The sequence below is a fragment of the Rhodococcus qingshengii JCM 15477 genome, assembly GCF_023221595.1.
GTDB classification, from domain to species: Bacteria; Actinomycetota; Actinomycetes; order Mycobacteriales; family Mycobacteriaceae; genus Rhodococcus_F; species Rhodococcus_F qingshengii.
Genome location: NZ_CP096563.1, coordinates 1,711,980 through 1,737,571, shown reverse-complemented (window position 1 = coordinate 1,737,571; position 25,592 = coordinate 1,711,980). Strand labels below are relative to the sequence as shown.

At 63.9% G+C, this 25,592-nt stretch carries 24 protein-coding genes; 8 read left to right on the top strand and 16 right to left on the bottom strand.

Annotated features, from left to right (window positions below):
- Positions 1–7: 7 nt before the first annotated feature.
- Complete coding sequence (locus tag M0639_RS08045) at positions 8–1,141, bottom strand: NADH-quinone oxidoreductase subunit E (protein ID WP_064074200.1); 1,134 nt, start codon at positions 1,139–1,141, stop codon at positions 8–10.
- On the bottom strand, positions 1,141–2,091 hold the full coding sequence (locus M0639_RS08040; RefSeq protein WP_003941975.1) for a Ppx/GppA family phosphatase: 951 nt from the start codon (positions 2,089–2,091) through the stop codon (positions 1,141–1,143). The genes M0639_RS08045 and M0639_RS08040 overlap by 1 nt, the downstream gene beginning before the upstream one ends.
- Before the next feature lie 66 nt (positions 2,092–2,157).
- On the opposite strand from M0639_RS08040, the gene M0639_RS08035 reads away from it, so the two are divergent.
- Entirely contained in the window at positions 2,158–2,943 is a 786-nt protein-coding gene (locus M0639_RS08035) for a DUF3109 family protein (protein ID WP_003941928.1), read from the top strand.
- 101 nt (positions 2,944–3,044) lie between these two features.
- Here the strand turns inward: M0639_RS08035 and M0639_RS08030 are convergent, their stop codons facing one another.
- From M0639_RS08030 to M0639_RS07995, 8 genes are all read right to left on the bottom strand, one after another.
- Positions 3,045–3,734, bottom strand: a complete 690-nt coding sequence (locus M0639_RS08030; RefSeq protein ID WP_003942020.1) for a response regulator transcription factor — start codon at positions 3,732–3,734, stop codon at positions 3,045–3,047.
- On the bottom strand, positions 3,731–4,966 hold the full coding sequence (locus M0639_RS08025; RefSeq protein ID WP_003941938.1) for a sensor histidine kinase: 1,236 nt from the start codon (positions 4,964–4,966) through the stop codon (positions 3,731–3,733). Before M0639_RS08025 ends, M0639_RS08030 begins: the two co-directional genes overlap by 4 nt.
- Before the next feature lie 162 nt (positions 4,967–5,128).
- A complete protein-coding gene (locus M0639_RS08020; RefSeq protein ID WP_003941992.1) occupies positions 5,129–5,884 on the bottom strand; it encodes a phosphoglyceromutase in 756 nt (251 codons plus the stop codon).
- Between the two features lie 46 nt (positions 5,885–5,930).
- Entirely contained in the window at positions 5,931–7,532 is a 1,602-nt protein-coding gene (locus M0639_RS08015; RefSeq protein ID WP_064074201.1) for an AMP-binding protein, read from the bottom strand.
- Positions 7,533–7,671: 139 nt separating this feature from the next.
- Complete coding sequence (locus M0639_RS08010) at positions 7,672–8,169, bottom strand: type III secretion system chaperone family protein (RefSeq protein WP_047268888.1); 498 nt, start codon at positions 8,167–8,169, stop codon at positions 7,672–7,674.
- Complete coding sequence (gene mshA / locus M0639_RS08005; RefSeq protein ID WP_003941843.1) at positions 8,166–9,494, bottom strand: D-inositol-3-phosphate glycosyltransferase; 1,329 nt, start codon at positions 9,492–9,494, stop codon at positions 8,166–8,168. Before mshA ends, M0639_RS08010 begins: the two co-directional genes overlap by 4 nt.
- Positions 9,495–9,536: 42 nt before the next feature.
- On the bottom strand, positions 9,537–10,364 hold the full coding sequence (locus tag M0639_RS08000; RefSeq protein ID WP_020906763.1) for an alpha/beta fold hydrolase: 828 nt from the start codon (positions 10,362–10,364) through the stop codon (positions 9,537–9,539).
- Positions 10,310–11,536: an MFS transporter gene (locus tag M0639_RS07995; protein ID WP_064074229.1), complete on the bottom strand. Its 1,227-nt coding sequence runs from the start codon at positions 11,534–11,536 to the stop codon at positions 10,310–10,312. Before M0639_RS07995 ends, M0639_RS08000 begins: the two co-directional genes overlap by 55 nt.
- A 111-nt stretch (positions 11,537–11,647) precedes the next feature.
- On the opposite strand from M0639_RS07995, the gene M0639_RS07990 reads away from it, so the two are divergent.
- The 3 genes from M0639_RS07990 (at position 11,648) to M0639_RS07980 (ending at position 13,879) form a co-directional block, all read left to right on the top strand.
- Complete coding sequence (locus tag M0639_RS07990) at positions 11,648–12,421, top strand: PIG-L family deacetylase (protein WP_003942001.1); 774 nt, start codon at positions 11,648–11,650, stop codon at positions 12,419–12,421.
- A 64-nt stretch (positions 12,422–12,485) separates the two neighbouring features.
- The gene (locus M0639_RS07985) at positions 12,486–12,878 is read left to right on the top strand and encodes a PaaI family thioesterase (protein WP_064074202.1); all 393 of its coding nucleotides are present in this window, start codon (positions 12,486–12,488) and stop codon (positions 12,876–12,878) included.
- Entirely contained in the window at positions 12,875–13,879 is a 1,005-nt protein-coding gene (locus tag M0639_RS07980; RefSeq protein WP_064074203.1) for a tocopherol cyclase family protein, read from the top strand. The genes M0639_RS07985 and M0639_RS07980 overlap by 4 nt, the downstream gene beginning before the upstream one ends.
- On the opposite strand, the gene M0639_RS07975 is transcribed toward M0639_RS07980, so the two are convergent.
- Positions 13,845–14,714, bottom strand: a complete 870-nt coding sequence (locus M0639_RS07975; protein WP_029254832.1) for a LysR family transcriptional regulator — start codon at positions 14,712–14,714, stop codon at positions 13,845–13,847. The genes M0639_RS07980 and M0639_RS07975 overlap by 35 nt on opposite strands.
- Positions 14,715–14,784: 70 nt before the next feature.
- Between M0639_RS07975 and M0639_RS07970 the strand changes: the two genes are divergently transcribed.
- On the top strand, positions 14,785–15,144 hold the full coding sequence (locus tag M0639_RS07970; protein WP_054187841.1) for a YybH family protein: 360 nt from the start codon (positions 14,785–14,787) through the stop codon (positions 15,142–15,144).
- A 15-nt stretch (positions 15,145–15,159) separates the two neighbouring features.
- Here M0639_RS07970 and M0639_RS07965 read toward each other — a convergent pair whose 3' ends face one another.
- A complete protein-coding gene (locus tag M0639_RS07965; RefSeq protein ID WP_074447122.1) occupies positions 15,160–16,431 on the bottom strand; it encodes an ROK family transcriptional regulator in 1,272 nt (423 codons plus the stop codon).
- Between the two features lie 342 nt (positions 16,432–16,773).
- Here M0639_RS07965 and M0639_RS07960 point away from each other — a divergent pair, with 342 nt between their 5' ends.
- From M0639_RS07960 to M0639_RS07950, 3 genes are read left to right on the top strand one after another with little or no spacing between them, the layout of a single operon-like run.
- On the top strand, positions 16,774–17,751 hold the full coding sequence (locus M0639_RS07960) for a TauD/TfdA dioxygenase family protein (protein ID WP_042452972.1): 978 nt from the start codon (positions 16,774–16,776) through the stop codon (positions 17,749–17,751).
- Entirely contained in the window at positions 17,748–20,069 is a 2,322-nt protein-coding gene (locus tag M0639_RS07955; RefSeq protein ID WP_064074204.1) for an arylsulfatase, read from the top strand. The genes M0639_RS07960 and M0639_RS07955 overlap by 4 nt, the downstream gene beginning before the upstream one ends.
- Positions 20,070–20,084: 15 nt before the next feature.
- Entirely contained in the window at positions 20,085–20,834 is a 750-nt protein-coding gene (locus M0639_RS07950; protein WP_064074205.1) for an SDR family NAD(P)-dependent oxidoreductase, read from the top strand.
- Positions 20,835–20,849: 15 nt separating this feature from the next.
- Here M0639_RS07950 and M0639_RS07945 read toward each other — a convergent pair whose 3' ends face one another.
- From M0639_RS07945 to M0639_RS07930, 4 genes are all read right to left on the bottom strand, one after another.
- Positions 20,850–21,608, bottom strand: coding sequence for an ESX secretion-associated protein EspG (locus tag M0639_RS07945; protein WP_054187843.1), 759 nt, complete (start codon positions 21,606–21,608; stop codon positions 20,850–20,852).
- Positions 21,605–23,128: a hypothetical protein gene (locus M0639_RS07940; protein WP_064074206.1), complete on the bottom strand. Its 1,524-nt coding sequence runs from the start codon at positions 23,126–23,128 to the stop codon at positions 21,605–21,607. The genes M0639_RS07945 and M0639_RS07940 overlap by 4 nt, the downstream gene beginning before the upstream one ends.
- 120 nt (positions 23,129–23,248) lie before the next feature.
- Positions 23,249–24,445 (bottom strand): L,D-transpeptidase, encoded by a 1,197-nt coding sequence (locus M0639_RS07935; RefSeq protein ID WP_042452959.1) that lies wholly within the window; start codon positions 24,443–24,445, stop codon positions 23,249–23,251.
- A 32-nt stretch (positions 24,446–24,477) separates the two neighbouring features.
- Positions 24,478–25,521 (bottom strand): UDP-N-acetylmuramate dehydrogenase, encoded by a 1,044-nt coding sequence (locus M0639_RS07930; protein ID WP_051649640.1) that lies wholly within the window; start codon positions 25,519–25,521, stop codon positions 24,478–24,480.
- Between the last annotated feature and the right edge of the window lie 71 nt (positions 25,522–25,592).

Genomic DNA, 25,592 nt, shown 5'->3' with positions numbered 1-25,592 from the left:
CGTCCGATCAACCCGAGGTCAACAAGAACGCCAGTGGACCGAGCGTCACGATCATGCCGACGACCACCGCGATCACGAAACTCGTGATGTCGTCCGTCTTCCGCAGAACCCGCACGACAGCAACCAGGCCGACGATCACGATCAGCGCGAGCACCAACGCCACCCACGGCAGCATGTCCCACAGCTTCTCGAAGCCCTTGAACATCGCGCCGCCGACGATCAGTGCAACAACCACCTGACCGGCAAGCACTGCCCATTCACGGATCGAGTTACGCTCGCCTGCCTCTTCCGCTGCCGGTTCGGCTTCGACATCGGACTCCGCGGCGGCACTGGTCTTTTTTGCACCGTCATCGACAGCCGGCGCCTTGACCAGATCGACCACGGCGGTGGATTCGGCCTCGCCGGCATCCGCGTCTGCAATCTTGTCGATCAGTTCGGTGCTCTCTTCCGGCGCGGCCGGAGCGGGAGCGGTCTGTGCAGGTGCCTTGGCGACGGGAGTGGGGACACGCGGCGGCAGGATCGGCGGACGCAACGACGGCGACTGCGTTGCGGCGCGCTCCTGACGCATCAGGTCGCCCGCCAGGGTCTGACCCGACAGCAGGGCTGGTTCCTGCGTTACCTGCGTCGGTGACGAGGAGTTGAGCGGTGCCCGGCTCACCCACTGCCCGGGCGAGGACTTCGAGGTCTGTCCCGGCGAACGTGTGGAAGTCGGCTTCGGAGTGGTGACCGGCGGCGCAGCAACCGGCTTCGACTCACCCTTGGGTGCCTGCGGCTCGTCATCGTCATCGTCGTCGTCGAACGAGACGGCGAAGGCTGCGGTGCGATCGGCGGGAACCTTCGGTGCCGGTTCGACTGACTTGGCGGTTTCCGCGACAGCCTCGGCCGGCGCTGAAGGTGCAGAGTTCTCCGGCGCAGCGGTTTCCGGCGCAGCGGCTTCAGGCTGGGCTGCTGGTTCGTCGGACTCGGGCTCGGCGGCCGCGCGCGATCCCGACTGGCGAACGATCGGGATCTCACCCGTCAGTTCGGCGACGGAGATGCCACCGGCTACGCCGCGCCGGCGTCGTCCACCTCGGGATTCGACGCTCTGACCGTTCCGCTTGAGCAGTTCCGCTACGGAAATCTGCTGACTGTCCTCGGTCATCAAGCACTCACCACCAATTCACCGCCCATTTCTGTGTCGAGCTTTCGCAGAATCAGACCCTCACGCAGTGCCCAGGGACAAATTTCCAGTTCGTCCACTCCGAGCGCCCGCATGGTTGCCTCTGCGATGAGCGCGCCGGCCACAATCTGCTGTGACCGATCCGAGCTCACTCCTTCCAATTCTGCACGGTCCGCTGCCGTCATCCTGGATATGAAGGCTATGAGTTGCCTGAGTCCGCTGGAAGTCAGGGTCCGTTTTGCCCGGGGGCCTGCGGCAGAAGGGGCCGCGCCGGTGAGCCGAGCCAACGATCGGAAGGTCTTCGAAGTCCCGACCGTGCGGTCCCAGTCGCCGGCGGCGCGCAGTTCCTTGGCTGGTCCGACCAACTCCGCGTCCAGCCAGTCGCGCAATACAGCGACCCGGCGCTTGCCCGGCGGATCAGCCTGTAGCCAGTCGCGCGTCAACCGTCCGGCACCGAGTTGCAGTGAGAAGGCGACGTCCGGATCCTCGTCACCACCTGCGGTGAGTTCGAGCGAGCCGCCGCCGATGTCCAGGTTCAGGATGCGTCCGGCGCTCCAGCCGTACCAGCGGCGCACGGCCAGAAAGGTCAAGCGGGCTTCGTCGACCCCGGACAGAACCTCGAGGTTGACTCCGGTCTCGGCGCGGACGCGGGCGAGTACGGCTTCGGAATTGTTGGCGTCACGGACCGCGGAAGTGGCAAAAGCCATCATTTCCTCGCACCCGGACGTCTTGGCGATACCGGCGAATTCGGAAACCGTCGAGACCAACCGATCGGCTCCTGACGTGGTGATATCGCCGCGGTCGTCAGTGTTTTCTGCCAGCCTCAACGTGGACTTGGTCGAGCTCATGGGTGTTGGGTGGCCGCCCCGATGGGCGTCCACAACCAATAGATGGACGGTATTGCTTCCGACGTCGAGTACCCCTAGTCGCACATCGCCACGTTACTGGGTCTACGGTCGGCCCTTGTGACAGCAGGTAACCCAGACCGGTCCCACAAGATGACTCCGAGCCCCGAGGTCGATCTCGATTTCCCGCGCGAATGGGTCGAATTTGTCGATCCGGATAACTCCGAACACCTCATTTCCGCTGATATGACGTGGTTGCTCTCGCATTGGACCTGCGTGTTCGGCACGCCGGCGTGTCAGGGCATCATCGGAGACCGCCCGGACGACGGTTGCTGCTCGCACGGCGCTTTCCTCTCCGATCAGGAAGATCAGGACAAGCTCGATGCGTCAGTGAAAATGCTCACAGCCGAAGACTGGCAGTTCATGGAAAAGGGTCTCGGCAAGAAGGGCTACGTCGAAGAAGACGACCTCGAGGACGAGCCCGCGCTGCGCACCCGCCGCTACAAAGGAGCGTGCATCTTCCTCAACCGGCCGGGTTTTGCCGGAGGCGAGGGCTGCGCTCTGCATTCCATGGCGCTCAAGAAGGGCATCGAGCCGCTCGAGGTGAAGCCGGACGTGTGCTGGCAGCTACCGATCCGCCGCACCCAGGACTGGGTCGACCGGCCGGACGGCGTCCAGATCCTCAAGACCACGATCACCGAGTACGACCGCCGAGGCTGGGGTGAGGGCGGCGACGACCTCGCCTGGTACTGCTCCGGCTCCCCCGACGCTCATGTCGGGGAGCGGCAGGTCTGGCAGTCCTACGGGCCCGAGTTGACGGAGCTTCTCGGAAAGCGCGCGTACGACGAGCTGGCTCGCCTCTGCAGGCGTCGCGCGGGCCTCGGCCTCATCGCAGTCCATCCGGCGACCACGATCGCTCAGAACAAAGCTCAGGGCTGACTCAGCCTGAACAAAAAGAATTCAGCCGCTCACACGATCGTGTGAGCGGCTGAATTCTTCTCGACATTTCCTCCTCGACATTTCTTCTCGACGAGGTTCGATCACGCTTCGAGCTTGTAACCCAACCCACGGACCGTGACCAGATGTTCCGGCTTGGCCGGATCCGATTCGATCTTCGAACGCAACCGCTTCACGTGTACGTCAAGGGTTTTGGTGTCACCGACGTAGTCGGCGCCCCAGACGCGGTCGATCAACTGTCCGCGGGTCAGCACCCGACCGGAGTTGCGGAGCAGGTACTCGAGGAGGTCGAACTCCTTGAGCGGCAACGTCACCGGGTTACCCGCGACCTGCACGACGTGGCGCTCGACGTCCATCCGTACCGGTCCGGCCTCGAGCACCCCGTTGTCGGAGGCGAGGTCCGCCTCGTTCTCCACCCCGCGGCGCAGCACCGCACGGATGCGAGCGATCAGCTCGCGCGCCGAATACGGTTTGGTCACATAGTCGTCCGCACCGAGTTCCAGGCCGACAACCTTGTCGATCTCACTGTCACGCGCCGTCACCATGATGACGGGAACGCCGGAGCGCGACCGCAGCGCCTTGCAGACGTCCGTGCCACTCATGCCGGGCAGCATGAGGTCGAGCAGGACGATGTCCGCTCCGGAGCGATCGAATTCCGCCAACGCCGACGGTCCGTCGTTGACGATGGTGGTCTCGAAGCCCTCCTTGCGGAGCAGGAACGCCAGCGGGTCCGCCAAGGACTCCTCGTCCTCCACGATCAGCACACTCGTCATCGTTTGGCCTCCATGCCGTTTTCTCTACTGCCTTGTTCTCGTCTGCCGATCCGCGTGGAACCGGCGGTTCCCGCGTCGTCAGAGTCGATGTCGTCGTCCGACTCCACGTGTGCCGGTATCTGCAACGTGAAGGTAGACCCTGTACCCGGTTTGCTCCACAGTTCGATGGAGCCGTTGTGATTGGCCGCGACGTGTTTGACGATCGCCAGCCCCAGACCGGTTCCACCGGTCTGCCGTGACCGCGCCTTGTCCACGCGGAAGAATCTCTCGAACACTCGCTCCTGGTCCGCTTTCGCGATGCCTTCTCCTCGGTCGGTGACTGCGATCGCGACATTGTCGCCGCGCACCGAACGACTGACGGACACCGGAGAACCCTTGGGCGAGTACGCAATAGCGTTCTCGATGAGGTTGGACAATGCCGTGACGAGGAGAGTCTGATCCCCGAGCACTTCCAGCCCACTCGGATGGTCGGTGGTGACCGTGATCCCGGCGGCCTCGGCCGACAGATTCGACCTCGACAGTGCTTCGGACACCACGGTGTCGACGTCGACCACGTCGAGATCCGGCAGCTTCTCGGCACCTTGCAGACGCGAGAGTGCGATCAACTCGGTGACCATCTTGCCCAGACGAATCGACTCACCGAGCACCCGTTCGCCGAAGTGGCGCACCGATTCCGGGTCGTCAGCGGACTCGAGCAGCGCCTCCGCGAGCAGGCTCATCGCACCGACCGGCGTCTTGAGTTCGTGGCTGACGTTCGCGACGAAATCGCGTCGGGTCGCCTCCATGCGGACCTGCTCGGAATCGTCGTCGGCGAACAGGACCACGAAGTTGCGATCGTCCTTGCTGAGCAACCGGGCCGTGCCACGTACCGCGATCTTGTCGCGGCCCCGCTGAGCGGTCTGCGCCGTCAGATCGACCTCGACGGGTTGACCCGTCCGCAGAACTTCCTGAGCAGCCCGCCAAGCTCGCTCGTCGACCAGACGATTCTTGACGAGACCGAGTTCCTCGGCGCGAGGATTGAAGAGCACGACGTCGTGAAAACCGTCGACGACGGCGATACCGCTTTCCGAAGCCAACACGATGAGGTCGAGAACCTGGGACATCGTGAGCCCGGTCTGTTCGTCCGAGCGCTGACTCTGGCGCGACGACAGCCTGGGTACCAGCACCCCGCCGACGAGGTAGCCGACCAAGCCGGCGACCACGACCAGCAGCACTGCAATCACGACACTCACGGCGCAATCGTACGTTCGCGCGAAGAGTCGGTTACGGCGGGTTCGGACGTTCCCACCCGTGTAATCCGCCAGGTGGACGGCGTTGGTTCGTCGTTCATCTGCTGTTGGCCGAGGCCCCCCGAAATCACTGTTCGGGGGGCCTCGACGCACATCATCGGGTTGCTACTTTCCGCCCTGATTCGCCACCGCGGCGGCGCCGGCAGCTGCGGCCTCCGGATCCAGGTAGGTGCCGCCGGGATTGAGCGGCTTCAGGTTCTCGTCGAGGTCGTAACGCAGCGGGATTCCGGTCGGGATGTTCAGGCCCGCGATGTCCTCGTCCGAGATGCCGTCGAGGTGCTTGACCAACGCACGCAGCGAGTTGCCGTGCGCGGTGACCAGCACGTTCCGACCGGCGAGCAGCTCCTGGGAGATGGTGTCCTCCCAGTACGGGATCAGACGCTTGACGACGTCGAGCAGGCACTCGGTCAAGGGAACCTCGTCGAGGTTCGCGTACCGGGGATCGGTGTCCTGGCTGTACTCGCTGCCGGCTTCGATGGCGGGCGGCGGGGTGTCGTAGCTACGACGCCAGAGCATGAACTGCTCGTTTCCGTACTCTTCCTTGGTCTGCGCCTTGTTCTTGCCCTGCAGAGCGCCGTAGTGACGCTCGTTGAGGCGCCAGTCGCGGACCACGGGGATCCAGTGGCGATCGGCGGCGTCGAGCGCGAGGTTTGCGGTGCTGATCGCGCGGCGCAGCAGAGACGTGTAGAGAACGTCGGGCAACAGGTTGTGCTCGGCGAGCAGTTCGCCGGCGCGCTTGCCCTCGGCCATGCCCTTGTCTGTCAGGTGTACGTCCACCCAGCCGGTGAACAGATTGAGTGCATTCCATTCGCTCTCGCCGTGGCGGAGCAGGACCAGGGTTCCGATACTCATGGCGTTCATCCTGGCACGAGTACCGGAACCCTTCTTGATCAACCCTGTCCGGAAATCAGCTCGGGGCTACTTCCGCAGTTCGCAGATCCTTGCGGAGGATCTTTCCGGCCGCGGATTTCGGCACGGTGCTGATGAACGAAACCTGGCGAACCTTCTTGTGCGGCGAGACGCGCTCGGCGACGAACGAGATCACGTCGGCTTCGGTCAACTCGGCGCCGTCCTGGAGCACCACGAATGCCTTCGGAACCTCTTCGCCCTCGGCGTCGAGCACGCCGATCACTGCGGCGTCGGCGATCTGCGGGTGGGTCAGCAGCAAGGCCTCGAGTTCCGCCGGGGGAACCTGGTAGCCCTTGTACTTGATCAGTTCCTTGAGGCGGTCGACGATCTTGACGACGCCGTCGCCGTCGACGGTCGCGATGTCACCGGTGTGCAGGTAACCGTCGTCGTCGAGGGTGTCCTTGGTGGCCTGGTCGTTGCCGAGGTAGCCGAGCATGATGTTCGGGCCCTTGCACCACAGTTCGCCGGGCTCGCTGACGCCGTCCGAGCCGAGAGGCGGGTACGCGACCTCTTCGCCCGTTCCGGGGTCGACGAGCTTGCATTCCATGTTGGCGATGGTCGGACCGCAGGTGTCGAGCGCGATGTCGTCGCGGTCGAACGGGATCGCGTGCGAGACCGGGCTCATCTCGGACATGCCGTAGCCCTGGCGGACGTGGCAGTTCAACCGGTCGGCGACGGCCTTGCCGAGCGCCGCGTCGAGCGGGGCCGCACCGGAGAAGATGGTGTGCACGCTCGAGAGGTCGTACTGGTCGACGAGCGGGTGCTTGGCCAGCGCGACGGCAACGGGCGGTGCGACGAAGATGTACGTCGACTTCTGCTCGGCGACGATCCGCAGGAACTCGACGAGATCGAACTTCGGCATCGTGATGAGGCTCGCGCGGCGGTAGAGCGCAGCGTTGAGCAGGACAGTCATGCCGTAGATGTGGAAGAACGGCAGGACCGCGAGAATCTTGTCGTCGGTCTCGATGCCCATCCGCGGAATGATCTGGCAGACGTTGGCCACGAGGTTCCGATGGGTGAGCATGACCCCCTTGGGTCGGCCGGTGGTGCCCGAGGAGTACGGCAGCACCGCGAGTTGGGTGGCCGGGTCGAAGGAGATCTCGGGCGCCGCTGCGCCCTCGCCGAGCAGATCTCGCAGCGAGAGGTGGCCTTCGGCCCCGTCGAGCACGAAGACGTTCTCAGCGGGGATACCGACCTGATCAGCAGCGGCCTTTGCCTGCGGCAGGAGCGGCGAGACGGTGAAGAGGAACTTGGCCTTGGAATCGGTGAGCTGCTTGGCGATGTCCTCGGCGGTGTAGAGCGCGTTGATCGTGGTCGCGACGCCACCGGCACGAAGGATGCCGTGGAAGACGGAACCGAAGGCCGGGACGTTGGGCGAATGCAGCCCGACCACGTCGCCGACGGCGAGTCCGCGCGCTGCGAGAGCGCCTGCAACGCCGTTGATCTGTGCGATCAGCGAAGCGTATGTGGTGACTGCGCCCGAACTGCCCTCGACGAAGGCCGTCTTGTCGAGGTCTGCGGGGTCGGTGTTTCCGAACAGGAAGTCGTAGACGCTGAGGTTGGGGATTTCAACGTCGGGGAACGGACTCTTGAAGCTCACTGTGCTCCTCGAAAAGTTGCGCGGCGGGGTGGTGTGACCAACTTACTGTGACTCACGGGAACAGTATTATTCCGTGACGACAGTCACAAGTAAAGGCCACTTTACGTGACACATCCGCGATGTGTCTCACCCCGCTCGATCAGCTCTGCGCGGGCTCTTCCTCGATGAGGTGCTTGAACGGTTCGAGATTCGCCAGCGACTCACCTCGCGACACCCGCCACGCCCACTCACGCTTGATGGACGAGGAGAAGCCGAGTTCGAGGATGACGTTGAAATCGCCGTCGGCGGCTTCGAGAACCTGACCGAGCACTCGGTCGAGTTCATCGCCGGTCACGGCATGCTCCGCGATCTTGCCGACCAGGTAGATGTCCCCGACCTTGTCGAGTGTGTACGCCACCCCGTACAGACGGCGGTTGCGCTTGAGCAGGAACTTGTAGACGCCTTCGAAGTTCTCGTCCACCTTGCGGCACACGAAGGCCTCGACCCGCACACCGTGATTGCCGACGGTGAGCAGAGTCGACGTCTTGAGTTTGTGTTCACCGGGAAGTTCGACGATGAAATGCGCGTCGTCTTTTCTGGTGAAGTCGAGTTCACGCTCGGTGAGGGCCTGCTCGATGGTGTCCGAAATGCTGCTCATGTACGCACTCCCCCGGTCCGGCGCAGACGCCACAGACCCCGCGCACGGCGGGGCGAGAAGTCGCTGGGACCGGTTCCGTTGTTGTAGTTGACTGCGGCTTTGCGATAGCTCTCGAGCAAACCGTCCGCGGTGTGTTCCCACGAGAAATTTTCGGCGTGACGCGGTGCCTGCGCGGCGAGTTCGGCCAAGCGCGTCGGTGCTGTCACCAAGGATTCGAGGGCGCCGGCCCAGTCTTCGGTGCGGTGTCCTTGAACCAGCAGGCCTGTCTCCCCGTTGCGTACGGCTACTCCCAGTCCGCCGACGTCGGCGGCGATCACGGGAGTTCCGCAGGCTTGAGCTTCGATGGCGACCAATCCGAAGGACTCCGAATAGCTCGGCACCGCAACCAGATCCGAGGCACGGTAGACATCGGCGAGACGCTCCGGAGCCTGCGGCGGCAAGAACGTCACCTGCGCTGTGATGCCGAGTGAGCGTGCCAGTTCGATCAGCACGTCCGGCCGCGCGAGGCCAGTTCCCGACGGCCCGCCGACGACGAGGATGCGCAACGGCAACTCGGGGCGACGGCTGATCACTTCGGCGGCAGCACGCAGCAGAACGTCCGGCGCTTTCAGAGGTTGGATCCGGCCGACGAAAGTCACGACGACCTCGCCCGGGTCCAACCCCAACGACGCGCGGGCGGAATCGCGATCGCCCGGTCGGTAGCGGGTGAGATCGGCGCCGGGAGCCACGACGTCGATACGCGTGGGATCTGCGCCGTACAACTCGTGCAGCGCCTTGGCTTCGTCGGTGGTGTTGGCGACCAGGCGATCGGACTCGGCGACTACTTGCTGCTCGCCGATCTGACGTGCTGCCGGCTCCGGGGTGTCTCCCTCGGCAAGCGAAAGATTCTTCACCGCCGCGAGGGTGTGGGCGGTGTGTACGAGGGGCACGCCCCAGCGGTCGCGGGCCAGCCAGCCGACCTGACCGGACAACCAGTAGTGCGAGTGAATCAGGCTGTAGTACCCGGGCTCGTGGCGCGCTTCCTCCCGCAGAACTCCTGCGACGAAGGCACACAGTTGAGTCGGCAGATCCGCCTTGTCCAGCCCTTCGAAGGGACCAGCAGCAATGTTCCGAACCCGCACTCCGGGAGCGGCGTCCACCACAGGTGCGTCGGCCGAGGACGTCGCGCGGGTGAATATCTCCACCTCGACGCCACGTTTGGCGAGCTGAATGGCGGATTGCAGAACGTAGACGTTCATCCCACCCGCGTCACCGGTGCCGGGTTGCGCCAATGGCGAGGTGTGGACCGAGAGAACGGCCACCCGGCGAGGGCGCGAAATGTGCATGGGCGTCACGACTCCATACTGCCCCCTCACCGGGCGCGAACTCTAACCGAGGCTCGAGATGAAGGTTCGCACTTCGGACACGAATCGTGTCGGATCCTCCACGAACGGGCCGTGATTGCAGCCTTCCCAGTACGACGCCTGGGACTTGGGAATCAGTTCCTCGGCGTGCTTACCTGCGCTCACGTCGACGACGGAGTCCTCGGTTCCGTGCAGAACGAGAACGGGGATATCCAGGTTGCGGAGCAAGTCGTCGTGACCGACAGCACGGTTGAACAGTGCTGCGCGCACCCGCGGACGCGTCGAGAGGCTGTACCCGAACAAGGCCTGCGACGCTGCACCCTTGCCCTCGGGTGGGCCGGTGAGAGCATTGCCGAAGGCGCCGAGTGCACGGATCGCCTCGCGGGGATCTTCGGACATCGCGCCGGGAACTGCGCTACGCATCGCGGAGCCGACCTTGCCACCTTTTTCGCCGCGCCCGATGCTGGTGATCGCCCCGACCAGAACCGCACCCGCCACCGCGCCGGTGCCGTGCGCTGCCAGGTAATCGCAGATCACCAGACCGCCGTACGACCAGCCGAGCAGGATCGCGTTCTCGGTGACGCCTTCTGCCGCGAGAACAGCCGCGACGTCGCCGGCCCAGTTCGCGGAATCGTCGTATCCGGTTTCGGGAGCATCGGAGTAACCGTGGCCGCGCAGATCGACAGCGATCAGGCGGTAGTCCGCAGCCAGGTCCGCGAGGACCTGCTCGCCCCAGCACTGCGAGGACTGAGCCCAGCCGTGCAGCAACACCAGCGGGGTCCCCGCCGAATTTCCGGTTACTCGATAGACGATGGACGTGCCGTCGACGCTGACGGCTTCACGAATAGACATGCCGTCACGATAGAGGCTGCGACTGCGGCGCCGACGGCGAGCATGTAGGCCGACGGGACGCCGTAGCGATCGATCAGCTGTCCGGCCAGCGCAGACCCGAGCGCCACGCCGACGCCGAGGCCGGTAACCGTCAGGGTCATTCCCTCGGTGAGCTTTTCCGGCGGGACGATCTGTTCGACCAGGGCTGTCGCGATGATGAGCGTCGGTGCGATGGTCGCGCCCGCCAGCACGTAGGCACCCGCAAGTGCGGCCACGTTTCCGACCAACAGAAGCGGGACGCTGAGAACGGCGACCGCCGAGGACGCGATCATCAACTGCCCGCGCAGCGATCGCGCCGGGTGCATCGACCCGAAGATCAGTCCCGCGATTCCCGAACCGCCGGCGAACAGCGCGAGGACCAGCGTCGCCGACCCCGGCGAATTCTGTTCCTTGGTGAACGCGATGGCGCCGACGTCGATGACGCCGAAGATCGTTCCGAGCATCACCATGATCACGATGACGATCCACATCACGTGGTTACCGAGAACCGATCGTCCGCGGCCGGGTCGACGCGGATGCACCTTCGGTTCGGTTCTGCGCTGTATGACCAGCAGCAGGGTTCCGGTGACCAGCAGGATCAACCCTGCCAGTGGTCCAGCCTCGGGGAAGAGCCCGATGCTCAGACCTACCGAGATGACCGGGCCCGCCACGAAGCAGAGCTCGTCCACCACCGATTCGAAGGCGAAGGCGGTGCGCATCTGAGGTTTTCCGACGTAGATCGCGACCCATCGGGCGCGAATCATCGCCCCGATCGTCGGCGTGGCGCCGCCAGGCACAATCAGCACGAACAGCAGCCAGTCGGGAGCTTCCATCCGGACTGCGAGCAGGAGCGCCCCGATCGCGGTGACGCTCACGGCTGCGGCAATCGGCAGGACCGCTCGCTGTCCGAAGCGGTCGACCGCACGCGAGACCGCGGGCGCGATGATCGCCGACGAGAGCGCAAAAACCGCGGCGAGCGCGCCGGCGAGCGCGTAGTCACCACGAAGTTGCGAGATCATCGTCACGATTCCGATGCCGATCATCGCCATCGGCAGCCTTGCGACAAATCCGGCGGCCGAGAAGGCGACCGACCCCGGGGCCGAGAATATCTCGCGGTAGGCGCTCAGCAGGCCTTTGTTGGTGGATTCGCTCATGTCAGCTTCTCGTGCACTGAACAAGGTTCACAGAGCCGAGGCCGACTCGACAAATCGTTTTCACTGTGCGCTCGGGTTGACCTGTCGGTAACTTGCCTTACGATTGCGCGAATGAGTGTCCTGGTGTGTTTCCACGCCCATCCCGATGACGAAGTTTTCACTACGGGCGGCGTGATGAGAATGGCCGCCGACGCAGGTCACCGCGTCGTAGTCGTCACCGCTACCGACGGTGCTCTCGGTGAATTCCCCGACGGACTGTTGGACGAATACGAGACGTTGGCTCAGCGCCGCAGCCGTGAGCTCGAGGCGTCCACCGACGCGTTGGGTGCCAGTCGCGTCGTGTCCCTGCACTACCCGGATTCGGGGATGGTGGGTACGCCCGAGAACGAGAATCCGGAAGCGTTCTGCAACGTCGACGTCGAGAAGGCCGCCGAGCGTCTGGCCGAGGTTCTTCGTGAAGAGAACGCCGATGTCCTGACCATCTACGACCCCAACGGCGGATACGGCCACCCGGATCACATCCAGGTCCACCACGTCGGCGTTCGTGCTGCAGAACTCGCGGGCACGCCGTTCGTCTACGAGGCGTCCACCAACCGCGATCACATGAAGATGCTGATGCAGGCCAACCCCGAGTGGACCGAGGAGGCGCAGCCGCCGGACATCGAATCGTTCGGGCTTCCGGCTGACCAACTCACCACCGCGGTCGATGTCAGTTCGGTGATCTCGTCCAAGCGCGCGGCCATGTACGCGCACGCAACGCAGGTCGGCGATTTCGGCCCGTTCCTCGAAATGCCGACGGAGCAGCTCGCCGCGGCATTCGGCACCGAGTGGTTCCGTCGTCGCAACGCGCCGGAAGGGCTGTCGGAAACCGCCCTGCCCCTGTGAGTCACCGCCCTCGATAAACCGAAGTCCCGACGGAGGTTTCGGCGGCTCGTTAACATCGGTAGGCATGGACCTCGAACAACTTGTCGCGAGCATGCCTTTTGCAGTTCACACCGGAATTCAGTTGGACAGCGCGGCACCCGAACAGGTTGTCGGCCATCTGGATTGGGACAGCCACCGCACCACCGCCGGCAACGGAATGCACGGCGGCGCCTTGATGACGCTGGCAGACAGCGTCGGCGCCGTCTGTGCATTCCTCAATCTGCCGCCCGGCGCAAGTACGTCCACCACCAGTTCGTCGACCGTGTTCACCCGCGGGGTTCGTAAAGGCACGGTCACCGCAACTGCCCGTCCATTGCACGCGGGACGCAGCACCATCGCGGTCGTGACCGAGATCCGCGACGACGAGGGCCGCCTCGTCGCTCAGGTCACCGCATCACAGGCAGTACTGGGATCGTGAAGCTTCCCGCGTACCGCGCTTCGGGTGCCACCCTGCCGTACGGCAATCTGCTTGCCTCCCATGACGTTGCGATGGAGGGTTACTTCTGGCGATTCACGATGCCAGACAGCGGGCGGGTGGTGATCGCGCTCGCCGGAATCAACAAGTCCGACGGCGGCAACTGGTCGACGCTCGGTCTCGCGGCACATCCAGGCGGATTCCTCCGTACTGCTGAGCACCCGAGCGGATCGGCCGATCCCCGTATCCTGGGGGCCTACGCCGACAACGCTTTCCGCGGCAATGCCGATCGACTCCAGGTCGATTTCGGCGACAGTCATCTCGACGTGCGGATCAGTAGTCAGCGATTCTGGCCGCACCGCCGCTTCGGGGGATCGAGTTACTTCCAATCAATTCCCGCACTCAATCAGTACTGGCATCCGTGGCTGCTCGGCGGCCGGGTCGAGGGAAGCGCCGTCATCGACGGGCAGAGCTGGGATCTCACCGGAGCGCAGGTGTACGGCGAGAAGAACTGGGGAAAGGGAGGATTCCCGGAATCCTGGTGGTGGGGACAGGCACAGGGGTTCACCGATCCTCGAGCCTGCGTGGCGTTTGCCGGCGGACAGGTCAGCGCCGGACCTCTGCGCACCGAAGTCACCGCCGTCGTTGCCGCGCTACCGGACGGAACGGTATTGCGGCTGGGTAATCCGCTGACGTCACAGGTGGAGACGACGGTGTCCGACGATCGCTGGACTCTTCGCGGCTACAGCCGGAAGTGGAGCGTCGACATCGACGGGACCGCGCCCATCGCCGACGCACACATCCTTCCTGTTCCGATACCTGCCGAGCGTCGAAACGTGCCAGGAGCGCTCGAGCATCTCGGTGGAACCATGTCGGTCATCGTCCGCCGGCGCGGCACCATCGTCTGGAAGGACAGGTCACGGTTGGCCGCTCTCGAGCACGGCGGATTGGATCGGGCGCAGGCCGAACTCACTCGGCGGGAACAGCTCTCGCAAGATCGATGAGAGCAGAGGCCGCCGGATTCTTGCCGCCCGACGAACGCCAGACCAATTCCAGCCGAGATCGTGCTTCCGGTTCGAGATCGATCCGATGCAACTCCCCCACTGTCGACTCCGGAAGCACGGCCATTCCCAGCCCCTGCGCTGCCAATGAAACGATGATGCCGAGGTTGCTTGCCTCGAGCGCAACCGTCGGCTTGGTGCCGGCTGCGGCGCACGCGAAGTCCAGACACGTTCTGATGCCGGTTCCCTCCGGCAGACAGATGACCGATTGCGTCGCGAGTTCGGCAAACGGCAGAGACGACACCTCGGCCAGCGGATGATCCGCCGCCACTCCGGCCACCAGTCGTTCGTCGGTGATCACCCTCGATTCGAGCCCTTCCGGCAGCTTGCCCGCCACCCCGATGACGGCTATGTCGAAGGTTCCGTCCAACACTCCGGCAAGCAAACTGCGCGAATCGTCCTCGGCCAGCGAAATGTCCAGTCCGGGGTGTTTGTTGTGCAACCGACTGAGCAGATCTGTGAGGTCGGCGGAAGCGCAGGCGGTAACCATCCCGACCGAAACGGAACCCCGAACCAGTCCGTTCAAGGCATCGACAGCGTCGCGGGTGCTCTGAACGGAAGCGAGTGCAGCGTAGGCGTGCGGGAGGACAGCTCGCCCGGCGTCGGTCAGACAAACGGTTCGACCACTACGATCGAGCAATTCCTGCCCCAACTCACGTTCCAGCCGTTTGACCTGCGCACTCACACCCGGTTGGGCTACGTGAAGCCGCTCGGCGGCGCGAGTGAAGTTGGCTTCCTCCACTACCGTGACAAAGTATTCGAGCTGCCGAAGTTCCATAACTGTTGATTCTAGCTGCGAGACAAACTAGATCTTGGACTTATCGCCGGTGCGGTAGAACGATGGAAGCATGACAACAACAGATGACGTTCAGAAGGCCGGAACCCCGGAAGACATCGCGAAGCTTTTTGTGCAGTTCGCCAACGCTGGTGACGCAGACGCCGTCGCCGCACTCTACGAGGAGGATGCGGTGATGGCCTTCCCGCCCGGATCCCTCACCGTGGGCCGCCAAGCCATCCGCGAGGTGATCTCTCAGATGCTCGCCGCAGCACCGAGATTCACCGTCGAGGAATCTCTACCGACGGTGATCAGCGGCGACCTGGCAATGACCTCGACCAAACCATCCGACGGAACCGGCGGGCGCACGCAGGTCGCGCGCCGCCAGCCCGACGGATCTTGGTTGCGAGTCTTGGATCGACCGGAACTCTGACTACCCTCTTCGCAGTCAGACGGCCGACGCGCGGCGCATAGCCGCAGCGGGATCAGCAAACAGTGAGCTCAGTGACACGACCGTGGAAGCGTATTCCTGAACCCGATTGCCGAAACCGGTAATTCGAATGTCCTTACGCTCCAAGGAGGATGCCGTCGAGAAGGCCTCGGCGACATGGGGCACCCCGGCGGGATAGTCGGTAAATGCCTGACCACCCAGAATCACCCGATCCGGGTTGAACAGGTCACGCAGCATCGCCACTGTCCGGCCGAGGACGCGTGCTCGATCAACCAGAAGCTCGTGTGCCGGAATGGAACCCGACGACGCGGCCCGGTAGACGTCCGCGATCGTGACACGCTCGCTGCCCTGGATCACGGCGCCCGAAGACAAAGCCTGCGCGACTACGGCGCGGTCACTGATCGTCGCTTCAAGGCAACCCACGGCTCCGCAGGTGCACCGTGCGGACGAACCGGTGGGGAGGTGCGCGATCGAACCGGGTCCGCTGGACGGCGTGTGTACTCGCCCTTCGAAAGTGATTGCGATACCGGCAGTTTCACGAGCATAGAAGTACAGGCCGGTAGTGCCCGGCGTCGGGGCTTCGGCACGGTCGGTGCTGAGCAGAAGTTCCGACGCAGCCATCGCCTCGACGTGGGCGGCTACCGATACAGGGAGATCCAAGCCGGCTCCGATGATGGACCCGACCTTGGCGCCCTTCCATCCCAGACGCGGGTGATCGACGACTCCGGTCGCTGAATCGACGCGACCGCCGATGGCCACGCCGACGGCAAGCGGACGACGCTTGTGCCACCGCGAGGCAAAGGATTTGGCCGAGCGCGCAATCGTGGCAAGCGCGACAGCAGAATTGGTGGCAGGCGTCGGAATCTCGACGGCGCCGAGCACCTTTCCTCGAATGTCGCTGGCAATGATGCTGGTGACGACGGCACCGATGTGGATGCCGACTGTCAGATAAGGCTCGTGGTTGACCTCGAACGGAACTCGCGGACGCCCGATTGCTCCGGAGGCCGTCAGGTCCGCGCGTTCGCGCAGGATCCCGAGGTCCAGCAGGCTCGTGACCTGCCGGTTCACGGTGGCGATGCTCAGCCCTGATGCCTTTGCCGCAGTGTCACGTGAGAGCGGCCCACGGGATCGAGCAATGCGCAACACAGTCGCAGACGGACCGTCGGCGATGCGTAGTTCGGGCGCAACTATCTGGGTACGGGTCCGGGTTCCCGAGAGCGCGGTTCGCGATCGGATGTTCGGAATGGCGGAGATTGTGGGTGTCGACATGGCTGTCCCTTGCAGAAGGAGGAGAAGGCGCATATCTCTGTCGACCGAGAAATCAGCGTTTCCACTGGTCACACGAAGAAATAGACAGAAAAGGCGCAGAAATTAGCTGCAGAAAGAACGGCGGCGACAACACAGCTCTCGCGCCAGAGGCAGACGCGAACCAAGCGCAGCGGTCACATAGGTGACCCGCAAAGCGGCAGGCTGGTCGGTCGACATGGCTCCAAAAGTAGCAGCTTCACCGAGATTCACAAATCAGGTGCGGTAACGATCACACTGAACGCAACCCTGTCGGGGCGAAATCTCGCGTGTTTGGGTGGGCACACTCCCCACGAAAGGTGCACCATGTCTACAGCTTTCGCCAAGCCGACCCTCACGAATTCGGCATCAACGAACGGAGCGGCCGTTGACGCCGCTCGCGGCACTGTCACCACCCTCGGCGCGCATATCGGCGCCCGAATCGACGGAATCACTCTCGGCGGGCATCTCGACCCGGCGACGATTTCCCTCATCCGGCAAGCACTTCTCGAACACAAGGTGATCTTCTTTCGCGGGCAAGACCACCTCGACAACGATTCGCAGTACGAGTTCGCCCAGCTGCTGGGTACCCCGACCACTGCCCACCCCACCGTGAAGTCGCACGGCGCAAAAGTTCTGCCCATCGACTCGGACCTGGGCAAGGCCAACAGCTGGCACACCGACGTCACCTTCGTCGACCGCATCCCCAAGGCTTCGATCCTGCGCGCGGTGCAACTACCCGAATACGGCGGTTCCACGACGTGGGCGTCAGGGGTAGCCGCCTACAACGGACTGCCGGATCCGCTCAAGGCGCTCGCGGAGAACCTCTGGGCTCGCCACACGAACGTCTACGACTATGCGGCAACCAGCGCCGAGCGGCTCACCGAAGATCGCACGGCCGCCTACCGCGAGGAGTTCCAGTCCACGTACTTCGAGACGGAACACCCGGTGGTGCGGGTCCACCCCGAAACCGGAGAACGCACGCTCGTCCTCGGACATTTTGTCAAGAACTTCGTCGGGTTGAGCACCGAACAGTCGAACGGTGTATTCAAGCTCTTGCAGGATCACGCCATCAAGCTCGAGTACACGACGCGGTGGAACTGGGAAGCGGGTGACGTCGCGATCTGGGACAACCGCGCCACCCAGCACTACGCGATCGCCGACTACGACGATCAGTACCGGCGTCTGGAGCGCATCACCCTTGCCGGCGACATCCCGGTCAACATCCACGGGGAACGAAGCCGCAGCATCGCCGGCGACGCTTCCGAATACTCGATCATCGAAGGCGCCTCGACTCTCCCATGACTTCACCGGATTCCGCCCCTCCTCCGCACGCCCGCGGATACGAAGGCTTCGAGGGTCGAATCGGCCGCACCGCAGCCGATTCGACTCCGTCGTGGCCCACCTCCACGACCCCGATTCCCGGATCACCCAACATCGTCGTGGTTCTGATCGACGACATGGGGTACAGCGACATCGGGCCGTTCGGCTCCGAGATCGAGACTCCCACCCTCGACCGCCTTGCCGCGCAGGGCATTCGGATGACCAACTATCACACGACGCCCCTCTGCTCGCCGTCGCGCGCAGCTCTTCTCACCGGCCTGAATCCGCACCGCGCCGGGTACGGTTTTGTCGCCAACGCCGATCCGGGCTACCCCGGACTGCGTCTGGAATTGGCCGACGACGTCCAGACACTCCCCGAAATCCTCCGCGGCGCGGGCTATGCGACCTATGCCGTCGGCAAGTGGCACCTCGTACGCGACGCCAACCTGGCCCCGGGACGAAGTCGTGACTCCTGGCCGACACAGCGCGGTTTCGATCGTTACTACGGCTCACTCGAAGGCCTCAACTCCTTCTACTATCCCAATCAACTGATCTCCGACAATTCTGTGGTCGACGTGGACGAGTACCCCGAGGGCTACTACCTCACCGACGATCTGACCGACAAAGCGGTCGGGTACATCAAGGACCTCCGCGCCCACGATCAGGACAAGCCGTTTTTCCTCTACTTCGCACACGTCGCCATGCACGGACCGTTGCAGGCCAAGCCTGCCGACCAGGAAAAATACCGCGGCCGCTACGACGAAGGGTGGGATCGAATCCGCGAGTCGCGGTTCGCCTCTCAGCTCGTGCAAGGCCTCTTTCCGGAAGGTACGCAGCAAGCACCGCGAAACTCCGAACCCGGCTTCGACGTCCCCGAATGGGATTCACTCACGCCGGAAGTGCAGTCCAGGTTCGCCCGCTACATGGAGGTGTACGCGGCGATGGTCGACTCGATCGATCAGAGCGTCGGACGCATCGTCGACACCCTGGACGAACTCGGCGAGCTCGACAACACGATCATCGTCTTCACCTCCGACAACGGCGGCACCGCCGAGGGCGGTTCGGACGGGACCCGAAGCTACTTCGCACAGTTCGCGCATATTCAGGATCCGGACTGGGTGGGCGATGTCCCCCACGACGAATCCCTCATCGGCGGACCTGAATTGGGCGTCCACTATCCACGTGGATGGGGACAGACGTCCAACACCCCGTTCCGGTTCTACAAAGGGCAATCCTTTGCCGGCGGGATCCGTGTTCCTTTTCTCCTGTCCTGGCCCGCTGGATTGAAACCCGAAGCAGACGACAACGGGATTCGCGACCAGTTCGCGTACGTCACCGACCTGACCCCTACGCTGCTCGAACTGGCCGGAATCGACGCACCCAGTGTGCGAAACGGGCTCCCGGTGAAAGAGTTCGACGGGGTGTCTTCCGCGTCCGTTCTGCGTTCGTCTGCCGCTCCGAGCACTCACACCGAGCAGTACACCGAGATGACCGGCAACCGTGGCTACTACAAGGACGGCTGGAAACTGCTGGCTCTCACCCCGGCGGACATCGACAAACCGCACTGGCAGTTGTTCGACGTCCGCACCGACCCGACCGAGCTCGACGACCTGGCATCACGGTTTCCCGACAAGGTTCGCGAACTCGCCGAGGCCTGGGACCACTCGGCGTGGGCGAACACCGTGTTTCCTCTACTCGGCAATACCGTCGGCGCGGTTCGCCGTCCGGAGGAAGGAGCACTCTCACGCCCGGTGCGACTACTTGCCGGAACGCCCCCGCTGGAGCGCTACCGCTCATCCAAGCTGATCGGGTTCCGCGACTTCGACATCACGGTCGAACTCGACGGTTACCGCGAAGGTGACGCCGGTGTCCTTGTCGCCCATGGCGATCCGCAGGGTGGGTACCTTCTCTACGTCGAGGACGGGCATCTGCATCTCGGGTACAACGCGTTCGGTTCCTACTCCGTTGTCGACGCCGGACCGCTGGCGCTCGGCACCGAACGCATCGGGCTGTCGGTGACGGTGGTACCGCGGTTGCGTTGGGATCTCCACGTCAGCGTCGACGGCATTCACGCGGGCCAGCTGCTCGGGCAAGTACAACTGGTGGGAATGGCGCCGTGGACCGGTATCTCGGTCGGTGTCGACGCCAGGGGACCTGTGTCGTGGGAGGTACGACGACGCCATGGTCCCTTCCGGTACAGCGGCGCGCTGCGCGCCGTCACCTACACACCCGGCCGGATACAAGTACCGCGTCGTCACATCGAATCCATCGAACGGGAAGCAGAGTATGCCGCCGACTAGCCCTACGATTGCATCATGACCATTTCTTCCGATGCCCGCATCGCCGTAGTCACCGGAGCCAGCTCCGGAATCGGTGAGGCCACCGCCCGCACCCTGGCAGCTCAGGGATTCCACGTCGTGATCGGTGCTCGCCGCGTCGATCGTCTCGAGAAGATCGCCGAGGAAATCGGTGGTACCGCTCTCGAACTCGACGTCACCGACGAGGATTCCGTCGACGCGTTCGCGGCCGTGGTCCCACGTGTCGACGTGTTGGTCAACAACGCGGGTGGTGCAAAGGGTCTGGCAACAGTCCTGGACGCCGATCTGGACGACTGGCGGTGGATGTGGGAGACCAATGTTCTGGGCACGTTGCGTGTGACGAAGGCACTGCTGCCCAAGCTGATCGATTCGGGTGACGGTCTGGTCGTGACCATCACCTCGGTGGCCGCGCTGGAGGCATACGACAACGGCTCGGGCTACACCACCGCCAAGCACGCTCAAGCCGTCCTTCATCGGACATTGCGTGGTGAACTGTTGGGCAAGCCCGTTCGACTGACCGAAATCGCGCCGGGAGCCGTCGAGACGGAGTTCTCACTCGTCCGGTTCGAGGGCGATCAGGACAAGGCCGACAAGGTGTACGAGGGAATCACACCGTTGGTGGCGCAGGACATCGCCGAGATCATCGGTTTTGTCGCGTCGCGGCCGTCACATGTGAACCTCGATCAGATCATCGTCAAGCCGAGGGATCAGGCAAGCCCCGGTCGGTTCCACCGCACCATCAGCTAGTTCGAATCGTTCTGACTAACCAGTGCGAATCACCCGGTGCAGGACGAGGCCGAGATTGCGTGCAATCTCGGCCTCCGTCATTTCCGTAGAAGCGCTACGGGCACTTACGGTTTCATCAGCGGTGACGATGTACCGACCATCTCCGGCATAGTCGTACCAGTGGAACGTTATGCCGTCGTCTGTCGGTCTGCTGTCCACTGCTCCTCCCGGGTATGTGGTGACTTCACCGATCGAGGTCCGCTCTCGGCCAAAGAATCTGCTCACTTCCTCGCTCCCGCGCGCACCGGCGGCACTGCTCAGGAAGCTCGCTCTACCGGAAGTTTTCGGCCTTTCGATGCTCACACCACGCTCCGATCCAGCGGGGCAGGTCGGCAGGTGATCGACGAGCATCCGTGGAATTGCCGATGGGCGTACCACGGTGAAAACCACGTCGGAGCCACAGTCGACAGTCCTGCCGGGCAGTTGAGTCAGGAGCACCCCCAGGTCGCCGGCAACAACGCCGTGCAATCGCGTCACCGTACTCATGTTCTGCCCGTGAAAACCGGAAACCTCAACGCGAGCATCAGGATTCGCAAGAGCACCGAGAACGTGATGCAGCCGATCGTCGAGCAACCAAGCCAGGTGTGCTCCCGCTCGACGTCGCTCTTCTGTCAGCTCGTTCATGGTTTCGGCCGTCGGACGAAACCGCAGCGGGTACGGGAGTCGGTCACGTCCGACCGCTTCCCAGAGAATCTGGAATTCGAGGCCGGTGAACTGCCACTGCATGGTGGTCATTCGCCCAGCACCGCCGGGGAGACCATCGGTAGGTCGCCGACCAGGGCGTTGCCGTTCTCGACTGTGACGAGGTAGCCGGGGGTGTCGTGAACGTTGTCTTCGTCTTGCCCTTGCCCTCGTCCCGGTGCCATGCCGCCGACGCCACCCATCGCGCCCCGACCGCTCTGCGCGCCCGTCGCCGAGGTACCGCCAGCTCCGTTGACGCCCCCACGTCCGCCACCGGCGAGGCCACCGGTACCGCCAGGGCCGAGGGCTCCGACTCCGGTTCCGCCTGGCCCGAAGCCTCCGGTACCGATTCCACCAGCAGGACCACCACCCGAACCGCTACCTACCAGGCCTGACGGCGTTCCGGAACCAAGCTGAGCGCCATTCGGAGTTGCACGAGCTAGGCCATCTGGCGCTGCACCGGCGGACAGTGGACCGGCATGTGCCGCCGTGGTCCCGGCCGGGTCGGAATCGGTTCCGGATCGAACTGCATCGACGTTCGGATTCCCTTGGGCATCAACGCCGCTACGGTTGTCACCATTTCCGGAATCGGTGCCGGATGGATTCTGACCGGAACCGTGTCCGGGCGGGTTTGCCCCGCCGGAGTTTCCACCGTCCGCTCCCCCACCGACCCCGCCACCCGATGTAGACGGCGCGCCGAGCCCGTTTCCTGGACCCGAAAAGTTCCCGCCGTCGGCACCACCACTACCGAATGCGCCGCCACTTCCAGCCCCTCCACCGCCGGTGACCGGATTGAATGCGGCCGGGAGGATCGGCACCTGATCGTCCGCACGCTTCATGGACGGCAGATACACGTCCTTCATCACCTGGCGCGCTTGACGTTCGGCTTCTTCCGCTTCGTATTGGGCCTGCTTCCATGTAGCCCCGGGAACCATGCTGAGAAACCTCTCGACCGTCGAGGCGCCGTCGGGGGCCGGAATCGAGCGTTTGGCCTCGTCGAGTGCGATCTTCGCCTCCTCGATCTTGTTCGAGATCAGATCGACCCGCACCTTCAGCTCACCCGCATCAGCCGAGTAGGCCAGCACTGCTTCCAGCGCAGCCGAGCCGCCGCGCCCCTGCCAGCCTTCGGTGATCGCACCGTTCACGTCGTTCTGGAACTTCCCGATGCCGGCTTCGACCCGGCCTGCAATGGCCTTCCAAGCCTCACCGATCGCACTCAGGGTTGCCGGATTCATCTCGTTGACGTGGTCGAAGATTTCGGAGTGCGACATCGCATCGAACGGATCGTCGTCCACGATTGCGTGTTCGCTGTACTCGAGCGACGACGTCTGGGCGGTGAGGGCATCGCGCTCACCCCAGGCTCGTGCGCGCTCCACATCGGCGTCGACGGTCGCAGCAGCCATCTCGTCGTCGAACGCGCCGCGGTCGTCGGTTATGGATTGCACCAGAGCAGATGTAGCGATTGCGCTCGCGATGGGAGTGCCGACAACTGGCAATGCCGCCACGCCAGGAGGCACGGCCTGCGTCGCTTCGGAGATTCTTCCCAGCACGTCTTCCAGAAATGGAATGCCCACCGCTGTCCCCCTGAAGTCGAAAACCCCCGTCGGACTCCCCCGAGCCGACAGCACTTACCTGTACAGACGCAAGCAGAGCCCGGACGGTTCCCTCATCCACGGATTTACCGCAGTACAGAGTTACGGCAGTGCCGACATCGACTTCCAGGTCGGCAGATCGATTGCCCAGTCGTAGATGTCGCCGTCCGCAGGAGACAGGTCGATCGACGTGCCGGTCACCTCGACGGGGTCACCGTAGAGGGCGGTTCCGAAGTATTCCTGCGCGTCGGATGTCGACAGGTTGATGCAACCGTTCGTGACGTTCGACGAGCCCTGCACCCCGGTGGTCTCAGGATTGGCGTGGATGAATTCGCCGTTGTTGGAGATGCGCACGGCCCAACGCTCACGCACGTTCTCGTAGAACGGCGGATTGGACATCATGAAGTCTTCGTACTTCTCCGTCACCATGTGAATGCCGCTGCGCGTGACGTTGCGAGGTTCGTTTCCCTCGCCGTAGCTGACGGGAATGTCCATGATCGTCTGACCGTCGCGCACCACCTGCATGCGGTGGCTGGGCGCATTCGCCTTCACGATCTGGCTACGACCGATCGTGAAGTCGAGCGTGAGATCCTGGTCGCCGAAGGCGCCACCGCCGTAGTTCAAGCCGTAGAGCTTGGCGTCCAGATGGACAGTCGTGCCCGGCACCCAGTAATCGGCCGGACGCCAATGGGCCCGCGATCCGCCGTTGTCGTCGGCCAGCCAAGCCCACGATCCGGCGGTGGGCGGCACGGTGGTCACGACAAGCGCCTTCTCGACGGCCGCCTTGTCGACGACGGAGTTGTCGAACTGCAACGTGATCGGTGCCGCGATGCCAACTTCTTGGCCGTCGGCGATGTTGAGGGTGGCGCCGGTGGTCGACTCCGGGGCAACCGTCGTAAAGCTCCCTTGGACTGGCACGGATTTACCGTCGGTTCCGGTTGCCGAGCCCGACCACGAATACGTGGTGCCGTAGCCGAGTGCCTCACTGACGGTGAACGATGTCTTGTCAGGCGACAATTGTCCTGCAACGGCTTTACCGGCTGCGTTGCTGAGGCTGACGTCGGACAGCGTTCCCTGGGTCACGGCTACCGAGACGGGGGCGACCGGGCTGACATCTTTGGTGCCGGGCGCCGGCGTCGACACCACGGTCGCCACCGGTGCTGGTTCGGCGGCCGCCGCGCCGCCCTGTCCGTCCTTGCCGCCGATCGTGCAGCCGACGACGGCCACCATCACAGCGAGCAATACAGCTACCAACGCAACAAGACGCGAACGACTTCTCCTACCACCCAGCTCATGCACTTCAACAGGCTACCTGCGGGCTCTGTCAGGAATCAGACGGTGCAGCCCACAGTTACCGGTTCCGGTTCCAGGTGCACACCGAACGCGGCTTCGACGCCGTCGCGCACTGTCCGCGCGAGCGAGACCACATCCGCGCTCGTTGCCGACCCTCTGTTGGTCAACGCCAAGGTGTGTTTCGTCGACAGCCTGGCCGGTGCATCTTCACCGGGATAACCCTTCGAGAATCCGGCCCGTTCGATCAACCATCCGGCCGAGAGCTTGGTTCCACCACTGCCCGGGAACTGCGGCACGGTGACGTCTCCGAGCTGTTCGGTTATTGCTCCGAGCACAGCGGGCAGCTTGTCGTCCGGCACCACGGGGTTGGTGAAGAAGGAACCCGCGCTCCAAGTGTCGTGGTCGTACGGATCGAGGACCATCGCCTTACCCGTCCGAAGACCCAGAACTGCCTCGCGGACCTGCGACGCAGGTAACCGCTCGCCTTCTTCGGCCCCGAGTGCGGTGAACAGTTCGCGGTACGCGAGCGGGGCACTCAGTCCGTCGGTCGACGCATCGAATTCGACGGCGAGAACCACTGCTGCATCGGAATGCTTGAGGACGCTCGACCGGTAACCCAATTCGAGTTTCGACGGTTCGACCCACGACACTTCGCCACTGCGTCGGTCGAGCAATTGAACCCGCCGGAGCCGCGAGCCCACCTCGACGCCGTACGCGCCGACGTTCTGCACCGGCGTCGCACCGGTCGAGCCCGGAATCCCGGACAGGCACTCGAGGCCACCCAGTTCCGCGGCGACCGATTGACCGACTACTTCGTCCCACACCGCGCCCGCTTCGGCGACGACGCGGTCCGTGTCGAGGCTCACGGTGGTGTTGGCCACACGAACGACAACTCCGTCGAATCCCGAGTCGGAGATCACGAGATTGGATCCGCCGGCGAGAATCAGCGTCGGGATCTGCTCGCGATCGAGCAGCGTCACGACGTCGATCAACGACTGCGTCGTCGGACATTCGGCGAGCAGCCGCGCCGGTCCCCCGATTCGGAGCGTCGTCAATCCCGACAAGTCAACGTTCTCGGACACGAAAGCGCCTGATTCCACGACGCGTCTGCCAATGGTTACGTCCCACACATCGATAAACGGTAGCCTCCACA

Excerpts from the sequence above, each read along its gene's own strand:
- M0639_RS07995 (WP_064074229.1), bottom strand. The coding sequence starts at position 11,536 with ATGAGCGAATCCACCAACAAAGGCCTGCTGAGCGCCTACCGCGAGATA.
- M0639_RS07970 (WP_054187841.1), top strand. The coding sequence starts at position 14,785 with ATGACAACAACAGATGACGTTCAGAAGGCCGGAACCCCGGAAGACATC.
- M0639_RS08030 (WP_003942020.1), bottom strand. The coding sequence starts at position 3,734 with ATGACGAGTGTGCTGATCGTGGAGGACGAGGAGTCCTTGGCGGACCCG.
- M0639_RS07945 (WP_054187843.1), bottom strand. The coding sequence starts at position 21,608 with ATGACCACCATGCAGTGGCAGTTCACCGGCCTCGAATTCCAGATTCTC.
- M0639_RS07960 (WP_042452972.1), top strand. The coding sequence starts at position 16,774 with ATGTCTACAGCTTTCGCCAAGCCGACCCTCACGAATTCGGCATCAACG.
- mshA (WP_003941843.1), bottom strand. The coding sequence starts at position 9,494 with ATGCACATTTCGCGCCCTCGCCGGGTGGCCGTTCTCTCGGTCCACACC.
- M0639_RS08000 (WP_020906763.1), bottom strand. The coding sequence starts at position 10,364 with ATGTCTATTCGTGAAGCCGTCAGCGTCGACGGCACGTCCATCGTCTAT.
- M0639_RS07955 (WP_064074204.1), top strand. The coding sequence starts at position 17,748 with ATGACTTCACCGGATTCCGCCCCTCCTCCGCACGCCCGCGGATACGAA.
- M0639_RS07985 (WP_064074202.1), top strand. The coding sequence starts at position 12,486 with ATGGACCTCGAACAACTTGTCGCGAGCATGCCTTTTGCAGTTCACACC.
- M0639_RS08035 (WP_003941928.1), top strand. The coding sequence starts at position 2,158 with ATGACTCCGAGCCCCGAGGTCGATCTCGATTTCCCGCGCGAATGGGTC.
- M0639_RS07990 (WP_003942001.1), top strand. The coding sequence starts at position 11,648 with ATGAGTGTCCTGGTGTGTTTCCACGCCCATCCCGATGACGAAGTTTTC.
- M0639_RS08020 (WP_003941992.1), bottom strand. The coding sequence starts at position 5,884 with ATGAACGCCATGAGTATCGGAACCCTGGTCCTGCTCCGCCACGGCGAG.
- M0639_RS07965 (WP_074447122.1), bottom strand. The coding sequence starts at position 16,431 with ATGTCGACACCCACAATCTCCGCCATTCCGAACATCCGATCGCGAACC.
- M0639_RS07975 (WP_029254832.1), bottom strand. The coding sequence starts at position 14,714 with ATGGAACTTCGGCAGCTCGAATACTTTGTCACGGTAGTGGAGGAAGCC.
- M0639_RS08010 (WP_047268888.1), bottom strand. The coding sequence starts at position 8,169 with ATGAGCAGCATTTCGGACACCATCGAGCAGGCCCTCACCGAGCGTGAA.
- M0639_RS07950 (WP_064074205.1), top strand. The coding sequence starts at position 20,085 with ATGACCATTTCTTCCGATGCCCGCATCGCCGTAGTCACCGGAGCCAGC.
- M0639_RS08045 (WP_064074200.1), bottom strand. The coding sequence starts at position 1,141 with ATGACCGAGGACAGTCAGCAGATTTCCGTAGCGGAACTGCTCAAGCGG.